The following is a 14,061-nucleotide window of genomic DNA, read 5'->3' as shown; positions in this document are numbered from 1 at the left end:
CATGTTTGCCTGGACCAAGCGCGGCCTGGTGTTCGACGTCGCACGCGATGGCGTGGGCGGCTGGATGCAGCACGCCGCGCTGACGCCGACGCCCTACCGGTTGTCTGCGCAGGTACTGCGTGTCTATGCGGGCTTTCGCGATGCGCAGGGCGTGAGCCGGATCGGCTATGTGGACGTACGCGCCGACGCACCGACGCAGATCGTCGGTGTCAGCCCGCAGCCGGTGCTGGACATCGGCCGCGCTGGCTGTTTCGACGACAACGGCATGATTCTCGGCGATGTGGTGGCCGGGCCGGAGGGGCTGTACATGTTCTATGTCGGCTTCCAGCGTGTGGCCAAGGCCAAGTTCCTGGCCTTCACCGGGCTTGCGCTGTCCCGCGATGGTGGCGCGCGTTTCCAGCGCTTGCAGGACACCCCGCTGCTGGATCGCGCGCCCGGGCGCAGCACGATTGCCGCGGTGCACTCGGCACGTTTCGAGGAGGGGCGGTGGCGGCTGTGGTACGCGGTGGGCGACGATTGGGAAAGCATCGGCGGCCAGCCGTATCCGCGCTACCACATCCGCTATGCGGAGACCGACGATCTGCGCTGCATCCCTGCCGACGATGTGGTGTGCCTGCGTCCGCAGGGCGACGAATACCGCATCGGCCGTCCGCGCGTATATCGCCTGGGCGATCGCTATCTGATGTATTTCACCCGCGGCGATACGCACGGCGGTTATTTCCCGGGTTTCGCGTCCAGTCGCGACGGTGTGCAGTGGCAGCGCGACGACAGTCAGCTGGGGCTGCAGCTGTCCGAGCAGGGCTGGGATGCGCAGACGCTCTGTTACCCGGCCTTGATCCAGCAGCATGATCGGGTGTTGATGTTCTACAACGGCAATGCGATGGGGCAGGCCGGCTTCGGCCTGGCCGATGCCGCGTTGCCGCCGGGCCTGAAGGGGCGCCATGTTTTCGGTTAGGCCGTATCTGCCCGGCGATGGGCCTGCCTGGGATGCCTTGGTGGCGTCCTCGCGCAATGGCAACGTGTTGCATCGGCGCGGCTACATGGACTATCACGCCGACCGCTTCGTGGACGCATCGTTGCTGATCGAACGCGGTGGCGAGGTGGTGGCGGTGTTGCCGGCGAACGTGGAGGGCGACTGCGTCAGCAGCCACGCCGGCCTGACCTACGCGGGCCTGCTGTCGTCCAGGGCCTTGCGCGCGGGTGCGACCTTGCAGGTCTTCGAACAGATGGCCGCGCACTATCGCGCGCGTGGGGTGCGCACGCTTGTGTACAAGCCGGTGCCGCATATCTTTCACGCGTATCCGGCCGAAGAAGACCTGTATGCCCTGCATCGCGTGGGCGCGCAGCTGTACCGGCGCGACCTGTCCTCGGCGATCGCGTTGCGCGAGCCGTTCGCGTTCAGCGCCGAACGTCGGCGCTCGCTGGTCAAGGCACGCAAGGCCGGTGTGCAGATCCGGGTCGGCACCCGACTCGACGGGTTTCATGCCCTGCTGACCGAGGTGTTGCAGCGCCACCAGGTGACGCCGACCCATCGGCTGGACGAGCTGCAATTGCTGCAACGCCGGTTTCCGCAGCAGATCGTGCTGCATGAGGCGCGGGTCGAAGGGGAACTGCTGGCGGCAGCGCTGGTGCTGGATTTCGGTCGCAGCGTGCACACCCAGTATCTGGCGGTGTCCGCGCGCGGTCGCCAGCTGGATGCGCTGAGCCTGCTGCTGGCCGAGCTGATCACCCAGGTGTATGCGCAGCGCCATTACTTCAGCTTCGGTATCTCGACCGAGCAGGCCGGCCAGGTGCTCAACGACGGTCTGGTCGAACAAAAGGAACGTTTCGGCGCACGCGCCGTGGTACAGGATTTTTATCGGTGGATGCTGTAATGGATGTGCCGTTCTTGGATTTGCGCGCGGTCAATGCGCGGTATGCGGATGAGCTGAAGCTGGCTGCGGCGCGGGTGATCGATGCCGGCTGGTATGTGCTTGGGCAGGAGCTGGCCGCCTTCGAGGAGGAATTCGCCAGCTACTGCGGCGCCGCGCAGACGGTGGGTGTGGGCAACGGGCTGGATGCGTTGTCGCTGATCCTGCGCGGCTATCGCGAGCTGGGCGTATTGCGCGAGGGCGACGAAATCATCGTGCCCGCCAATACCTTCATTGCCACCTTTCTTGCGATCAGTCAGAACCACCTGGTGCTGGTGCCGGTGGAGCCGGACCCTGCGACCTTCAACATCGACCCGGCCAGTGTGGAGAAGGCGATCGGCCCGCGCACGCGCGCCATCATGGCGGTGCATCTGTACGGGCAGTTGGTGGATGTGGCGGCGCTACAGACGCTGGCGCATCGCTACGGGCTGCTGCTGATCGAAGATGCCGCGCAGGCGCATGGCGCCAGTGCGAACGGGCGACGTGCCGGCGCCTTTGGCGATGCGGCGGCGTTCAGTTTTTTCCCGACCAAGAACCTGGGCGCACTCGGCGACGGCGGCGCAATAGTGACCTCGGATGCGCGCCTGGCCGAGCGCATCCGTGCGCTGCGCAACTACGGTTCGCAGGTGAAGTACCACCACCTCTGCCAGGGCGTGAATTCGCGGCTGGACGAGATGCAGGCGGCGTTCCTGCGGGTCAAGCTGGGCTATCTGGACGATGAGATCGGCCGTCGCCGCGCAGTGGCGCAGCGCTACCTGCACGGCATCGACAACCCTCTGATCACCTTGCCGACGGTGGCGGCCGAAGCGCAGCACGTCTGGCATCTGTTCGTGGTGCGCAGCGCCCGGCGCGATGCCTTGCAGGCGCATCTGCTGCGCTCGGGCATCCATACCCAGATCCATTACCCGGTGCCGCCGCATCGGCAGCCGGCCTACACCACCTTGGGCGATGCCTGCCTGCCGGTGAGCGAGCGGCTGCACCGCGAGGTGCTGAGCCTGCCGATGGGGCCGGCGCTGGACGATGCGTCGGTTGCGCGCGTGATTGCCGCATGCCAGTCGTTTGGCGCCCCCGCATGAATGTCGTGCGCAGCAGCGCCTACACCGGCGTTGCGACGCTGGCCAAACTGCTGGCCGCGCTGGTGGTGGTGAAGCTGGTGGCGGTCTACGCCGGCCCGCAGGGGGTCGGCCGGCTGGGCCAGTTCCTCAATCTGATGTCGGTGCTGGCAGTGCTGGCGGGCGGCGGCATCAGTGCCGGCATCGTCAAGTACGTGGCCGAGTACCGCGACGACGCGGCTGCGCTGGCACGTCTGCTCAGCGCGGCGCTGTGGTACGCGTTCTGCGCGGCCTGCGTGATGGCGGTGCTGGCGTTGCTGTTCAGTGGCGTCATCGCCGAGCGCCTGCTTGGTGATGCGGCGTACCGGCCGCTGATCTGCGTGGCGGCGGTGGCGCAGCTGGGCATCGCACTGGTCAATTACATCCTGGCGGTAATCAACGGCTTCATGGACGTGCGCCGCCTGGCATTCGTGCAGGTCAGCGGCGCGCTGCTGAGCACGGCACTGGTGGCATGGCTGTCCAGCCGGGCACAGCTGCAGGGCGCCTTGCTGGCGCTGGTGCTGGGGCAGGTGCTGTGGTTGCTGGCCGGCGTGCCGGCGCTGCGGCGCAGCGGTTATTTTCGGCGCGAGATGTTGCGCATGCGCTTCGATGCGCAGATGACGCGCAGGCTGGCGGCGTTCTCGGTGATGACGCTGACCTCCACGCTGGTGCCGCAGCTGGTGGCCATGCTGGTGCGCGACCATCTGGCGCTGCAGTTCGGCTGGCAGCAGGTGGGGTACTGGCAGGCGGTGAGCCGGGTGTCCGATGCGTATCTGTTGTTCTTCACGACCGCGATCAACGTGTATTACCTGCCCAAGCTGGCATCGCTGCAGGAGCGCGCAGCGCTCGGGCGCGAGCTGCAGGCCGCGTATCGCCATGTGCTGCCGGCGGTGATCGCGATGGCGCTGGGCGTGTACCTGTGTCGCGATTGGCTGACCTGGCTGTTGTTCGACGCCCGGTTTGCCCGGGCCACCCCGCTGTATGCCCCGCAGCTGCTGGGCGATGTGATCAAGATCGCCGCCTTCGTGCTGTCGTACGTGATGCTGGCCAAGGCGATGACGCGGCTGTTCGTGATCTCCGAATGCGCGTTTGCCGCCAGCTATCTGGCGCTGGTGTATCTGTTCACCGCGCAATGGGGGCTGATCGGCGCGATGTATGCCTTTCTCGCCAACTACGTGCTGTATCTGCTGTTCAACATCGTGGTGGTGCGGCGCTATCTGGTGCAGCAGGCATGAGCGATTTCACCCCACCCCTCGGGCGTGCACGCTGGCCGCTGGTGTCGGTGCTGATTCCGGCCTTCAATCACGAGCGTTTCGTGCAACGCTGCCTGGACAGCGTGCTGGAAGATCCGTACCCGTGCAAGGAACTGGTCATCATCGACGACGGCTCCAGCGATGCGACCGGCGAGAGGATTGCGCAATGGATCGCCAGCCATGGCCATCGGCTGCCGGTGCAGTTCGTGCAGCGCGCCAATCGCGGGGTGGCGGCCACACTCAACGAGCTGGCGCTACGTGCGCGCGGCGAGTACCTGCGGCTGGGCGCAAGCGATGATTATCTGCTGGCCGGCGGGCTGGATGCGCAGGTGCGCTACCTGCGTGCGCATCCGCAGAAACTGGCGGTGATCGGCGATGCCTGTGTGGTCGATCAGCATGGGCAGCTGCTGCACGGCAGCGCCATGCGCGACCTGCATCGGGTGGATGTGGACCTGTACCGCTCCGCGTCCGGCATCCGCCGCGCGGTGATCCAGCAGTGGGCGGTCGGCGGCGCGGTGGCCTTGCTGCGTCGCAGTGCCTTCGATACGCGCGCCGGCTGGGACGAGTCGCTGCGGATCGAAGACTGGGATTTTTTCCTGCGCCTGGCCGCGCGTGATGCGCTGGGTTTTGTCGACGTGCCGGTGTGCGCGTACCGGTTGCATGGCCACAATCTCAGCAAGACCGTGGACGTGCGCGCGCGCATCGCCAACCTGAGTGAGTCGCGTCAGGTGGCACGGCGCTGTGCGGAATTGTTCGATGCGCCCGAGCGCGGCCTGCTGCACGCGCAGTCGCACTACATCGCCGCAAAGGTGGCGTTCCTGCAGCGCCGGCCGCACCGGGTGATCGGGCATCTGCTCGCCTATGCCTGGATGTCGCTGCCGGCCAGGTGGCGGCCCAGGTCGGCGCGCAGCACGGTGAAACCGGCATGAGCACGCTGCTACGCCGGCCGGCGACCTATCTGGCGCTGCCGATGCTGCTCAGCTGCGCGCTGACGCTTCTGACTTACAGCTTGCCCGGCGACTATGCGGACGGCATCGCGCTGCTGGCCGCCGCCGCCGCCGCGACCTGTGTACTGGACGCCGTGCTGCGCGTGCAGTTGCCTGCGGTGGAGCGCTTTCGCGCCTACCGTTACGCCGGCACCCGCGATGCCTTCCTGGTGCTGACGCTGGCGGCGGTGGTGACGCTGTTCTGCATCGTGGATGTGGCGCTGTTTCCGGTTCCGCTGTTCAGCGATCCGTCCTCGTATGCCACCTTGAGCCCGCTGCGCGCGCATGTGCGGCATATCTCCAACATGTGCTGGATCCTGCCGCCGATCGCGCTGCTGTGCGTGCGCCATCGCGGGCTGCGCGCGGCGATGCTGACGCTGGGTTTCGTGTTTCCAATCGTGGTGATCGACCGCAACCGCATCTTTGCCGGGCTGTTTTCGTTTGTGCTGGTGATGCTGTTGCGCCGCGATCCGGCACGTCGCCTGCCATGGAAGACCATCGGCCTGCTGATGCTGGCCGGCGGCGGGGTGTTTTCCATCCTCGGCGCACTGCGTTCCGGCTCGCTGGCCACGGTCGCCCTGCCGTTCAGTGCCTTGTATCGCGCCATGCCGCAGGGCGTGCAGTGGTTGCTGCTGTACATCAGCGCCGGGCCGTACAACTTCGGCGCGATCCTGGCCAAGGGCTACGTCAACGCCAGTTTCCTGGTCAATCAGCTGGTGCCCTTTAGTGGCTCGATCGCCACCGCCGGCACCAGCATTCCGCTGGACGCGCCCAACATCAATGTGGGGACCGAATTCTTTCCGTTCCTGATGGCCTGGGGCGCGCCGGGTGCGTTGCTGGCGCTGCTGGCGTTGTATGCGGGGCTGGTGTGGAGCGTGCGCCTGCTCAACCGCTCGCTGTCGATCTTCCATGTGCTGATCTTCCTGCGCATCGCCTATGCCTGCCTGATGTCGCCGTTCGCGCCGCAGGCCTTCACCTGGACCAATTTCGGCTTCATCGCGCTGTGCCTGGTGTTGCATGCCTGCACGGTGCTGTTGCCTACCCGCAATGCCGTACCCACCGCTGCTGCGTAATGCGCGGCCGCTCCGCTTTACCCTGTTCCAGAGCCGGTGCACCATGACTCAACACGACGATATCTATCTGATCGACCTGTGGCGCATCCTGCGCCGCGAATGGCGCTGGGCGCTGGCTGCGCTGGTGGTGGTGCTTGCATTGACCTTGGCCTTTACCCGCCTGGCCAGGCCGCAGTGGGAAGCCACCGCCTGGATCCAGGTCGGCGAGATCGGCCCCACGCCGGCCGGGCGCGACCCCAAGGTCGAGCCGTTCCAGCGCGTGATCGACCGCATGAAGACGCGGCTGTTCCAGGATGCGGTGCTGCGCCAGGCCGGCGTGCCGCTGAAAAGCCGCGCTGCGCAGCTGTACCGCGGCAGCCTCAAGCCGGACCCGGACCCGTATGCCAATCTGATCGGGGTGACCATCCGGGCCGAATCGTCGGCGCAGGCGCGCAGTCTGGCGTTGGCGACGGTGAGCGCCTTGCAGGGCCTGCACGGCGACACCAATGCGGTGGCGCTCGCACTGGCGCGTACACGCCTGCAAGGCCTCACCGACGATCTGCGCGCGGCAATCCGCAACCGCGATCAGCTGCAGCAGCAGGTGCAGGCCGGGCAGGGCGCCGCCGCGGCCACGCCGGCCCAGGTGCTGGCAGGCGTGCTGTTGACCGACAGCAACACCACCGTGCGCGCATTGAAGAGCGAACGCGACGATCTGATTGCCCGCCTGACCACGCGCTACACCTATCAGACCTCGCTGGCGTGGCCGTTGTACGTGCCCGAGCAGCAGGCGTTTCCCAATGCCGTCACCGCCTGGGCCGCCGGCCTGCTCGGCGGGGCGGGGCTGGCGGTGCTGGCGGCGGTGTTGCGCAATGCATGGCGGCGCCGCGCGGTGGCCACTCCGCGCGCTGCCGGCTGATCTGCGCAGCGCCGTGCGGCACGCTGCGCAACGCTGCCCACGCTGCAACCAAACCGCCGGCGCGTGGCACTCACCGGTCAATCAAGCGGTGCCGCGTTGGCGGTATCGCGCCTGGAGAGTGTCGTGAGAACAGCTGGATCGGTATGGGAGGCTGCGCATGTCGGTGATCAATGAGCATGCGGCGCGCGGTGGCACGGTGGCCCCGGAGCGTTTGCTGGAGACGCAACGCGCGTTCGACAGCGTTGCGCCCGACTACGACGGCCCACGCGGCAACAACGCGTTGATCCAGCGCATGCGCACCACCTTGTGGGACACGGTCGCGGCCGAACTGCCGGTGGGCTCGCATCTGGTGGACCTGGGCTGCGGTACCGGCCTGGATGCCGGCGAATTCGCACGTCGCGGTTATCACGTGCTGGCCACCGACTGGTCGCCGGCGATGGTCGAGCGCACCCGCCATCGCGCGGCCACGCAAGGCCTGCAAGAGCGCCTGAGCGCGGCCCATGTCGGCATCCAGCAGCTCGACCAGCTGCAGGGCCGCTTCGACGGCATGTATTCCAACTTCGGCCCGCTCAACTGCGCGCCGGATCTGCCGGCGGTGGCGGCCGAATGCGCGCGTCTGCTGCGCGCCGATGGCTGCCTGGTGTTCTCGGTGATCGGGCGAATCTGCCCCTGGGAAATCGGCCATTACGGCGTGCGCGGGCGGTTCAAACGCGCCGCGGTGCGGGCCGCGCGCGGGGTCACCGCGGTGGGCATGAACGGCCACACCATCTGGACCTGGTACCACCTGCCGCGCGAGTTCTACCGCGCCTTTGCCAAGCACTTCGTCCTGGACCGCTATTGCGCGTTGAGTCTGTTCCTGCCGCCGCCGTACCTGGTGGATTTTTGCGAACGGCATCCGCGCCTGTCCGCGCGCCTGGGGCAGTGCGACGACCGGCTGGGCGGCCTGCCGTTGCTGCGCGACATGGGCGACCACTTCCTGATCGTGATGCGCAAGCGCTGAGTGGAGACGCCGATGTCCATGGCCGATGTCTGTCTGCAGGGCGCGCGCTCGATCACCCTGGCCGGCCCCTCGCGCGCGCCGCTGACCATCCGCGCAGGGCGCTTCGGCGGCACGCTCGGCACGCGCAGCCTGCGCCTGGACCTGCAGGGGCATGTGCTGGCGCCCGGCCTGATCAATGCGCACGATCATCTGCAGGTCAACTGCGTGCCGCCGCTGCCGCAGGGCGCGGCGTTTCCCAACAGCTATGCGTGGATCGAGGCATTCCAGGCGCACTTCCGGCATTCCGAGGTGGCCGCGGCCCTGCGTGTGCCCAAGGCGGTGCGTCTGCGTCACGGTGGATTGAAGAATCTGCTGGCCGGCGTCACCTGCGTGGCGCAGCACGACCCGTGGCATGCCACCCTGGACGAGGCCAGCTTTCCGGTTGGCCTGCTGCGCGAGTTCGGCTGGAGCTATGCACTGGGATGGACCGGTTATGGCCCACCGGTGCAGGGCAGCTTTGCCGCCACCTCGTCCGAGCATCCCTGGATGATCCACCTGGCCGAAGGCACCGACGCGGTGGCGGCTGTCGAACTGGACGAACTGGATCGGCTCGGTTGCCTGGCCTCCAACAGCGTGCTGATTCACGGTGTGGGCATGGGCGAACGCGACATCGAGCGGGTGATCGTATGCGGCGCGGCGGTGGTGTGGTGCCCGTCGAGCAATCTTGCGCTGCTGGGTCGCACGCTCGACCCCTGGCGCCTGTGCATGGCGGGCCGGCTCGCGTTGGGCAACGATTCGCGCGTCAGCGGTTCGCGCGATCTGCTGGAAGAACTGCGCATCGCCGCCAGCAGCGGCTTGGCCGCGGATCTATTGCTCGGCCTGGTCACCCATCAGTCGGCGCGCATCCTGCGCATGGCCACGCGTGGACGCCTGGCGCCGGGGGCGGCGGCCGATCTGGTGATCGTGCGCGACCGCGGTGGCGACCCGGCCGACAGCGTGGTGGGCTGCGCACGCAGCGACCTGCGTGCGGTGATACGCGATGGCGTCCCGCGCATCGCCGACCCGGATTTTGCCGGCTGGTTCGACGCTGCAGGCGTCCCGACCGTGCCGGTACTGCTGGATGGCCGCCCCAAGCTGCTCGACGCCACGCTGGCCGATCCGGCGGTGCTGGCACTGGAACCGGGCCTGCAGCGCGTGGCGCAGGCTGCGCACCGGCCCGGCATGGCCATGGCCGCCAGCGGTGCGCTGTCGTGAGCGCAGTGCCGACGCTGGAGCCGGCAGCGGCGTATGCGCTGTGGGCGCAGGCGTATCCGCCGCATGCGCACAATCCGGTGATGCTGGCCGAGGAACGCGCCATGCTCGCGCTGATGCCGAGCGTGTTGCAGGGCCAGCACGTGCTGGACGCCGGCTGCGGCAGTGGCCGCTACATGCTGCATGCCTTGCGACGCGGCGCGCTGCAGGTCACCGGCGTGGATCTGTCGCCGCAGATGCTGCAGCGTGCGCACGCCGAGCTGTCGCAGCACTGGCCAGCGGCGCGCATGCGGCTGCAACAGGGCAGCCTGGAGCAGCTGCCGCTGGACGATGCAGCGGCCGATCTCAGCGTCTGCGGCCTGGTGGTCGGCCATCTGCAGCGGCTGTGGCCGGCGCTGGAAGAACTGCATCGGGTCACCCGCGTCGGCGGCATCGTGCTGTGCAGCGACGTGCATCCGATCGGCCATGCGCTGGGCTGGCGGCGCGACTTCAAGGCCGATGGCCGGCAGTACGCGGTGCGGCACACGCAACATCTCTACAGCCATTGGCATGCGGCCTGTGCGGCGCTGGGGATGGAGATCGAAGCGGTGGCCGAGCCGATGCTGGACCCGGCCGACATCGCGCCCGGTGCACGGTTCGACCGGGCCGCGCTGCAGGTGCCGGTCGCGCTGGTGCTGCGGCTGCGGCGCATCGCGTGAGCGCCGTGGCGGTCATGCTGGCGTGTGCCTGCAGCACCTCGGCCGCGGGCAAGCCTTGCCGTTTGCGCGCCGCGCGGTGCGCGCCACGTGGCCCGATCGCGATTGCAGGCCATGCAATCCGGGCGCGGTCGCTGTCATGAGCTTGCGGGTGGCGCAACTCAACCTGGTGCCGACGCCGGCCGGCCTGACGGCAGAACAGGTGTTCGCGCAATGGCCATCGCTGGCCGATATCGCCGAGGCCGTCGCCAGCGCCGGGGTGCGCGTGGCGGTGGTCCAGGCCTCTGCATTGGACCTGCGGCTCAGCCGCCAGGGCGTGGACTACCGCTTCGTCGAGCTGGGCGCGCGCGGCAGTGCGCAGCGCGCAGCGCTGCTTGCGGCGACGCTGCGCGAGATCGGCGCCGATGTGGTCCATGTCCACGGTCTGGAATTTGCCGGCGATGCACGCCGTCTTGCCCGCCTGCTGCCGCATACGCCGATCCTGCTGCAGGATCACGCCAACCGCCCGCCGCGCTGGTGGGCCCGGAGTGTGTGGCGGCGTCGCTACGCTGCCGCCGCCGGGATCGCGTTCACCTCGCTAGACATGGCGCAGCCGTTCGCACAGGCGCGCCTGTTCAAGGCCAGGACGCAGCTGTTTGCGATTCCCGAATCGAGCAGCCGCTTCTCGCCGGGCGATCGCCTGCAGGCACGCGAGCACACCCGCCTGCAGGGCGACCCCTGTATGTTGTGGGTCGGGCATCTGAGCGCGGCCAAGGATCCGCTGTGCGTGCTCGATGCCGTCGCCCTGGCCGCGCGCATGTTGCCGGGCCTGCGGCTGTGGTGCGTGTTCGACCAGGCGCCATTGCTGGAGCAGGTACAGCAGCGCCTGCGCGCCGATCCGTCGCTGGCGCGCTGCGTGCAGTTGCTGGGCAAGGTGCCGCATGCGCGTGTGGAAACCCTGCTGCGTGCCTGCGACCTGTTCGTCTCCGCCAGCCATGCGGAGAGCTGCGGTTATGCCGCAGTGGAAGCGTATGCCTGCGGCACCTTGCCGCTCTTGACCGATATCCCGGCCTTTCGTGCGCTCAGCGATGGCGGCGCAGTCGGCGCGTTGTGGCCGGTGGGCGATGCCTCGGCCCTGGCGGAACTGCTGTTGCGGCTCTTCCGGCAACGCCCCGACCGCGCACAGGTACGCGCGCATTTCGAGGCACGGCTGTCGTTTTCCGCAGTGGGACAACGCTGGAAGCATGCGTACACCCGGTTGCTGGCCGCGCCAGGGCGGGCCGCATGAAACTGGCCCTGGTGGTCCCGGGCGGCGTCGACCGCAGCGGCGAGGTCCGCGTGATCCCGGTGTTCCTGACCCTGATCGAATGGCTGGCGCGCCATCACCAGGTGCATGTGTTCGTGCTGCACCAGGAGCCGCTGCCCGGTACCTGGGCATTGCGCGGCGCCACCGTGCACAACATCGGCGCCAGGCGCACCCGCACGCGCGCGATCGCCGCCATTGCCAGTGAACACCGGCGTGCTCCGTTCGATGTGATCCAGGCGATCTTTTCCGGCTATTGCAGCCTGATCGCGGTCGCCGCGGCAAGGCTGTTGCGCCGTCCAAGCGTGGTGCATATCGCCGGTGGCGAACTCGTCGCATTGCATGGCATCGGCTACGGCGGCCGGCAGCGTTGGCGCGGGCGGCTGCGCGAAGCGGTGATCCTGCGCCTGGCCGACCGCGTCACCGCGGCCAGCGCGCCCATCCTCGAGTCGCTGACGGCGCTCGGCATCCACGCGCAGCGGGTGCCGCTGGGCGTGGATCTGCGGGCCTGGCCACCGGCCGCGCCACGTGCACGCAGCGGCGGCATCGCCCGCTTGCTGCATGTGGCCAGCCTCAATCCGGTCAAGGACCAGACCACCTTGCTGCAGGCAATGGCGGCGCTCAAACGCGCCGGTGTCGCCTTTACCCTGGACATGGTCGGCGTCGATACGCTGGATGGTGCCATGCAGCGCCTGGTGCACCAGCTGGACCTGGGCGGGCAGGTGCGTTTTCTCGGTTTCAAGACCCAGCGCGAGTTGCGCCCGATCATGCAGACGGCCGACCTGATGGTGCTGTCGTCCTTGCACGAAGCCGGCCCGCTGGTGCTGTTGGAAGCGGCGGTCGCCGGCGTGCCTACCGTCGGTACCGCAGTCGGGCATCTGGTCGAGTGGGCACCGGTGTGCGCACTCGCGGTACCGCCGGGCGACTGGGCCGGGCTGGCAGAAGCCGTCCGCCAGGTCCTGGCCGACGACGAGCTGCGCCTGCGCCTGGCCTGGGCGGCGCAATGCCGTGCGGTACGCGAGGACGCGGCGTTGACCACGCGACTGTTCGAGCAGCTGTATCGGCAACTGTGCGAGGCGCGGCCGCTGCGCTGACTGCGCCTGTAAGGACGCAGCCTGCAGCGGCCGCCATGCAACGCGCGTGGTGCATCAACGAGATTGCCAGGCCGAACGTGGTGACATCCTCGCAAGGGCGATCGGCTGAACAAGCCAGCAGCTAGCGCATGCCCGCTGCAGGCATGGAATAGCCAACAAGGCGTGGCGAGCGGCCGATGGATGGATGCGGCCGGCGCGCGCGGAATCGGACTGTGCGGCAGATACCTGCCGCCTCAGGGCACCGGCCGCGTCGGTGCGGCAGTGAGCGCAGTAGCGTTGTCAGCCGCGCTCAGACTGGTTGCAGATAGCCGTCCAGCGCTGCACGCACCACATACAGCATGTCGGTGCGCGGCACCGGCCGGGTCAGGCGCGTCATCACCCGGCGCAGTTGGGTCTGCCGCACCCACGGCTGGTCCTGAAGCCACAACTGGGTCTGCAGCATGTCCGCACGTTCCTTGCGGCTCTCGGCCGACGGTACTATCCGGTTGCGCAGGTACTGGCGCGCTTCGCCCAGCGAGCGTGACCATTCGATGCCGGGCAGGGCCGACAACCACAGGTTGGAACACGAGGCGGTGGTCAGGGTCTGGCGGGCCGCACGCATGCGCAGCAGGCGCGGGCAATCGGCCTGCAGCCGCGCCATCACCGCCGGCGGCACCACGCTGCGGTAATAACGTTGCAACAGCAGCAGCGGTGGCAACGCCCACCACGGTGCCATGGCCGGGTCGTCCCACAACTGTTCCCAGTCGCGCGGGCCCATGCGCGTGGCCAGCAATGCCAGGTCATGCAGATGCATCAGGCGGATGCTGCGCTGGCAGATGCCGCCGGCTGCGTGCAGCAGCAGATGGCACATCAGCGCGCCGACCGACGGGTAGGGATTCAATCCCGGCTGCGGACGCTCCGGCAGGATGCGCGCGGTGATGTCCACGCTGCTCAGCGGCAGGCGTTCCTGGATGCGGGTATGCAGCTCGAGATTGATCGGCGCATCGCGATGCTCGCCCAGCCCTGCGACCGCCTCGCCCTGCAGCGGCTTGAACACCTGATGCTTCCATTGTTCGAAGGAGGCCGCGTAGCCAAGCTCGCACAACAGGGTCGCCGCCGCGGGCGCATCCTCCGGCGCCACCAGCAGATCGATATCGGCCATCGGGCGATCGCCGGGCAGATAGACGCCGAGCCGATGCAGGGCGGTGCCCTTGAGACCGACCAGGGCGATGCCCGCCGCACGCGCTGCCGCGTCGATGCGCGTCAGCAGCAGCGCGATGCGCCGATGGCGGTCTTCGACATGGCTGCGTTGCTCGTGCAGGAACGCGGTCCAGTCGGCGTCCTGCCACAACGAGCGGCGTTGCAGCAGCGGCGACACCCCATGCGCGGCCGCTGCGGCCGCGGCCAGCTGCCATTGCAGCCGGTTCCACTGCGGCACGGCCTCGCCGGGCTGCGCCAATTCCCGGGCCAGCCGTTCGGTGGCCGTCTGCAGGCCGTGCTTGATGGTGCGAAGGGAAGGCTGCATGCGGCGGAGATTCCGAGAAAGGCGACGTGAGGTCGGGAAGCGAGGTCG

General features: G+C 68.3%; 13 protein-coding genes. 12 read left to right on the top strand and 1 reads right to left on the bottom strand.

The genetic code is table 11. The annotated features are described in order from the left end of the window. Nucleotide 1: 1 nt before the first annotated feature. The 12 genes from XARJCFBP2528_RS18390 (at nucleotide 2) to XARJCFBP2528_RS18335 (ending at nucleotide 12,509) form a co-directional block, all read left to right on the top strand. Nucleotides 2-955, top strand: coding sequence for a glycoside hydrolase family protein (locus tag XARJCFBP2528_RS18390; protein ID WP_039812555.1), 954 nt, complete (start codon nucleotides 2-4; stop codon nucleotides 953-955). A gap of 7 nt (nucleotides 956-962) precedes the next feature. Next, on the top strand, nucleotides 963-1,874 hold the full coding sequence (locus tag XARJCFBP2528_RS18385) for a GNAT family N-acetyltransferase (protein ID WP_080639681.1): 912 nt from the start codon (nucleotides 963-965) through the stop codon (nucleotides 1,872-1,874). Beyond that, nucleotides 1,874-2,986 (top strand): DegT/DnrJ/EryC1/StrS family aminotransferase, encoded by a 1,113-nt coding sequence (locus tag XARJCFBP2528_RS18380; RefSeq protein ID WP_039514354.1) that lies wholly within the window; start codon nucleotides 1,874-1,876, stop codon nucleotides 2,984-2,986. The genes XARJCFBP2528_RS18385 and XARJCFBP2528_RS18380 overlap by 1 nt, the downstream gene beginning before the upstream one ends. Next, nucleotides 2,983-4,236 (top strand): O-antigen translocase, encoded by a 1,254-nt coding sequence (locus tag XARJCFBP2528_RS18375; RefSeq protein WP_039812549.1) that lies wholly within the window; start codon nucleotides 2,983-2,985, stop codon nucleotides 4,234-4,236. The genes XARJCFBP2528_RS18380 and XARJCFBP2528_RS18375 overlap by 4 nt, the downstream gene beginning before the upstream one ends. Next, on the top strand, nucleotides 4,233-5,183 hold the full coding sequence (locus XARJCFBP2528_RS18370; RefSeq protein ID WP_016902081.1) for a glycosyltransferase: 951 nt from the start codon (nucleotides 4,233-4,235) through the stop codon (nucleotides 5,181-5,183). Before XARJCFBP2528_RS18375 ends, XARJCFBP2528_RS18370 begins: the two co-directional genes overlap by 4 nt. Further along, entirely contained in the window at nucleotides 5,180-6,313 is a 1,134-nt protein-coding gene (locus XARJCFBP2528_RS18365) for a hypothetical protein (protein WP_026064222.1), read from the top strand. The genes XARJCFBP2528_RS18370 and XARJCFBP2528_RS18365 overlap by 4 nt, the downstream gene beginning before the upstream one ends. A gap of 43 nt (nucleotides 6,314-6,356) precedes the next feature. Continuing rightward, the gene (locus XARJCFBP2528_RS18360) at nucleotides 6,357-7,208 is read left to right on the top strand and encodes a Wzz/FepE/Etk N-terminal domain-containing protein (protein WP_026064221.1); all 852 of its coding nucleotides are present in this window, start codon (nucleotides 6,357-6,359) and stop codon (nucleotides 7,206-7,208) included. A gap of 157 nt (nucleotides 7,209-7,365) precedes the next feature. Then, complete coding sequence (locus XARJCFBP2528_RS18355; RefSeq protein WP_016902078.1) at nucleotides 7,366-8,208, top strand: class I SAM-dependent methyltransferase; 843 nt, start codon at nucleotides 7,366-7,368, stop codon at nucleotides 8,206-8,208. Between the two features lie 12 nt (nucleotides 8,209-8,220). Further along, nucleotides 8,221-9,441 (top strand): amidohydrolase family protein, encoded by a 1,221-nt coding sequence (locus XARJCFBP2528_RS18350; protein WP_049805025.1) that lies wholly within the window; start codon nucleotides 8,221-8,223, stop codon nucleotides 9,439-9,441. Continuing rightward, a complete protein-coding gene (locus XARJCFBP2528_RS18345; protein ID WP_016902076.1) occupies nucleotides 9,438-10,136 on the top strand; it encodes a class I SAM-dependent methyltransferase in 699 nt (232 codons plus the stop codon). The genes XARJCFBP2528_RS18350 and XARJCFBP2528_RS18345 overlap by 4 nt, the downstream gene beginning before the upstream one ends. Before the next feature lie 136 nt (nucleotides 10,137-10,272). Beyond that, nucleotides 10,273-11,400, top strand: a complete 1,128-nt coding sequence (locus tag XARJCFBP2528_RS18340; protein ID WP_026064219.1) for a glycosyltransferase family 4 protein — start codon at nucleotides 10,273-10,275, stop codon at nucleotides 11,398-11,400. Further along, complete coding sequence (locus XARJCFBP2528_RS18335) at nucleotides 11,397-12,509, top strand: glycosyltransferase family 4 protein (protein WP_016902074.1); 1,113 nt, start codon at nucleotides 11,397-11,399, stop codon at nucleotides 12,507-12,509. Before XARJCFBP2528_RS18340 ends, XARJCFBP2528_RS18335 begins: the two co-directional genes overlap by 4 nt. A 289-nt stretch (nucleotides 12,510-12,798) precedes the next feature. Here XARJCFBP2528_RS18335 and XARJCFBP2528_RS18330 read toward each other — a convergent pair whose 3' ends face one another. Next, nucleotides 12,799-14,013, bottom strand: coding sequence for a nucleotidyltransferase family protein (locus XARJCFBP2528_RS18330; RefSeq protein WP_016902073.1), 1,215 nt, complete (start codon nucleotides 14,011-14,013; stop codon nucleotides 12,799-12,801). Nucleotides 14,014-14,061 lie beyond the last annotated feature (48 nt).

The sequence above is a fragment of the Xanthomonas arboricola pv. juglandis genome (assembly GCF_001013475.1).
GTDB lineage: Bacteria > Pseudomonadota > Gammaproteobacteria > Xanthomonadales > Xanthomonadaceae > Xanthomonas > Xanthomonas arboricola.
Note: the sequence above shows the minus strand (reverse complement) of the source record. Positions and strands in the feature narration are given on the sequence as shown.

Bases quoted from the DNA above. Each gene is read 5' to 3' on its own strand.
- XARJCFBP2528_RS18390 (WP_039812555.1), top strand. From the start codon at position 2: ATGTTTGCCTGGACCAAGCGCGGCCTGGTGTTCGACGTCGCACGCGAT.
- XARJCFBP2528_RS18380 (WP_039514354.1), top strand. From the start codon at position 1,874: ATGGATGTGCCGTTCTTGGATTTGCGCGCGGTCAATGCGCGGTATGCG.
- XARJCFBP2528_RS18375 (WP_039812549.1), top strand. From the start codon at position 2,983: ATGAATGTCGTGCGCAGCAGCGCCTACACCGGCGTTGCGACGCTGGCC.
- XARJCFBP2528_RS18370 (WP_016902081.1), top strand. From the start codon at position 4,233: ATGAGCGATTTCACCCCACCCCTCGGGCGTGCACGCTGGCCGCTGGTG.
- XARJCFBP2528_RS18365 (WP_026064222.1), top strand. From the start codon at position 5,180: ATGAGCACGCTGCTACGCCGGCCGGCGACCTATCTGGCGCTGCCGATG.
- XARJCFBP2528_RS18360 (WP_026064221.1), top strand. From the start codon at position 6,357: ATGACTCAACACGACGATATCTATCTGATCGACCTGTGGCGCATCCTG.
- XARJCFBP2528_RS18355 (WP_016902078.1), top strand. From the start codon at position 7,366: ATGTCGGTGATCAATGAGCATGCGGCGCGCGGTGGCACGGTGGCCCCG.
- XARJCFBP2528_RS18350 (WP_049805025.1), top strand. From the start codon at position 8,221: ATGTCCATGGCCGATGTCTGTCTGCAGGGCGCGCGCTCGATCACCCTG.
- XARJCFBP2528_RS18340 (WP_026064219.1), top strand. From the start codon at position 10,273: ATGAGCTTGCGGGTGGCGCAACTCAACCTGGTGCCGACGCCGGCCGGC.
- XARJCFBP2528_RS18335 (WP_016902074.1), top strand. From the start codon at position 11,397: ATGAAACTGGCCCTGGTGGTCCCGGGCGGCGTCGACCGCAGCGGCGAG.
- XARJCFBP2528_RS18330 (WP_016902073.1), bottom strand. From the start codon at position 14,013: ATGCAGCCTTCCCTTCGCACCATCAAGCACGGCCTGCAGACGGCCACC.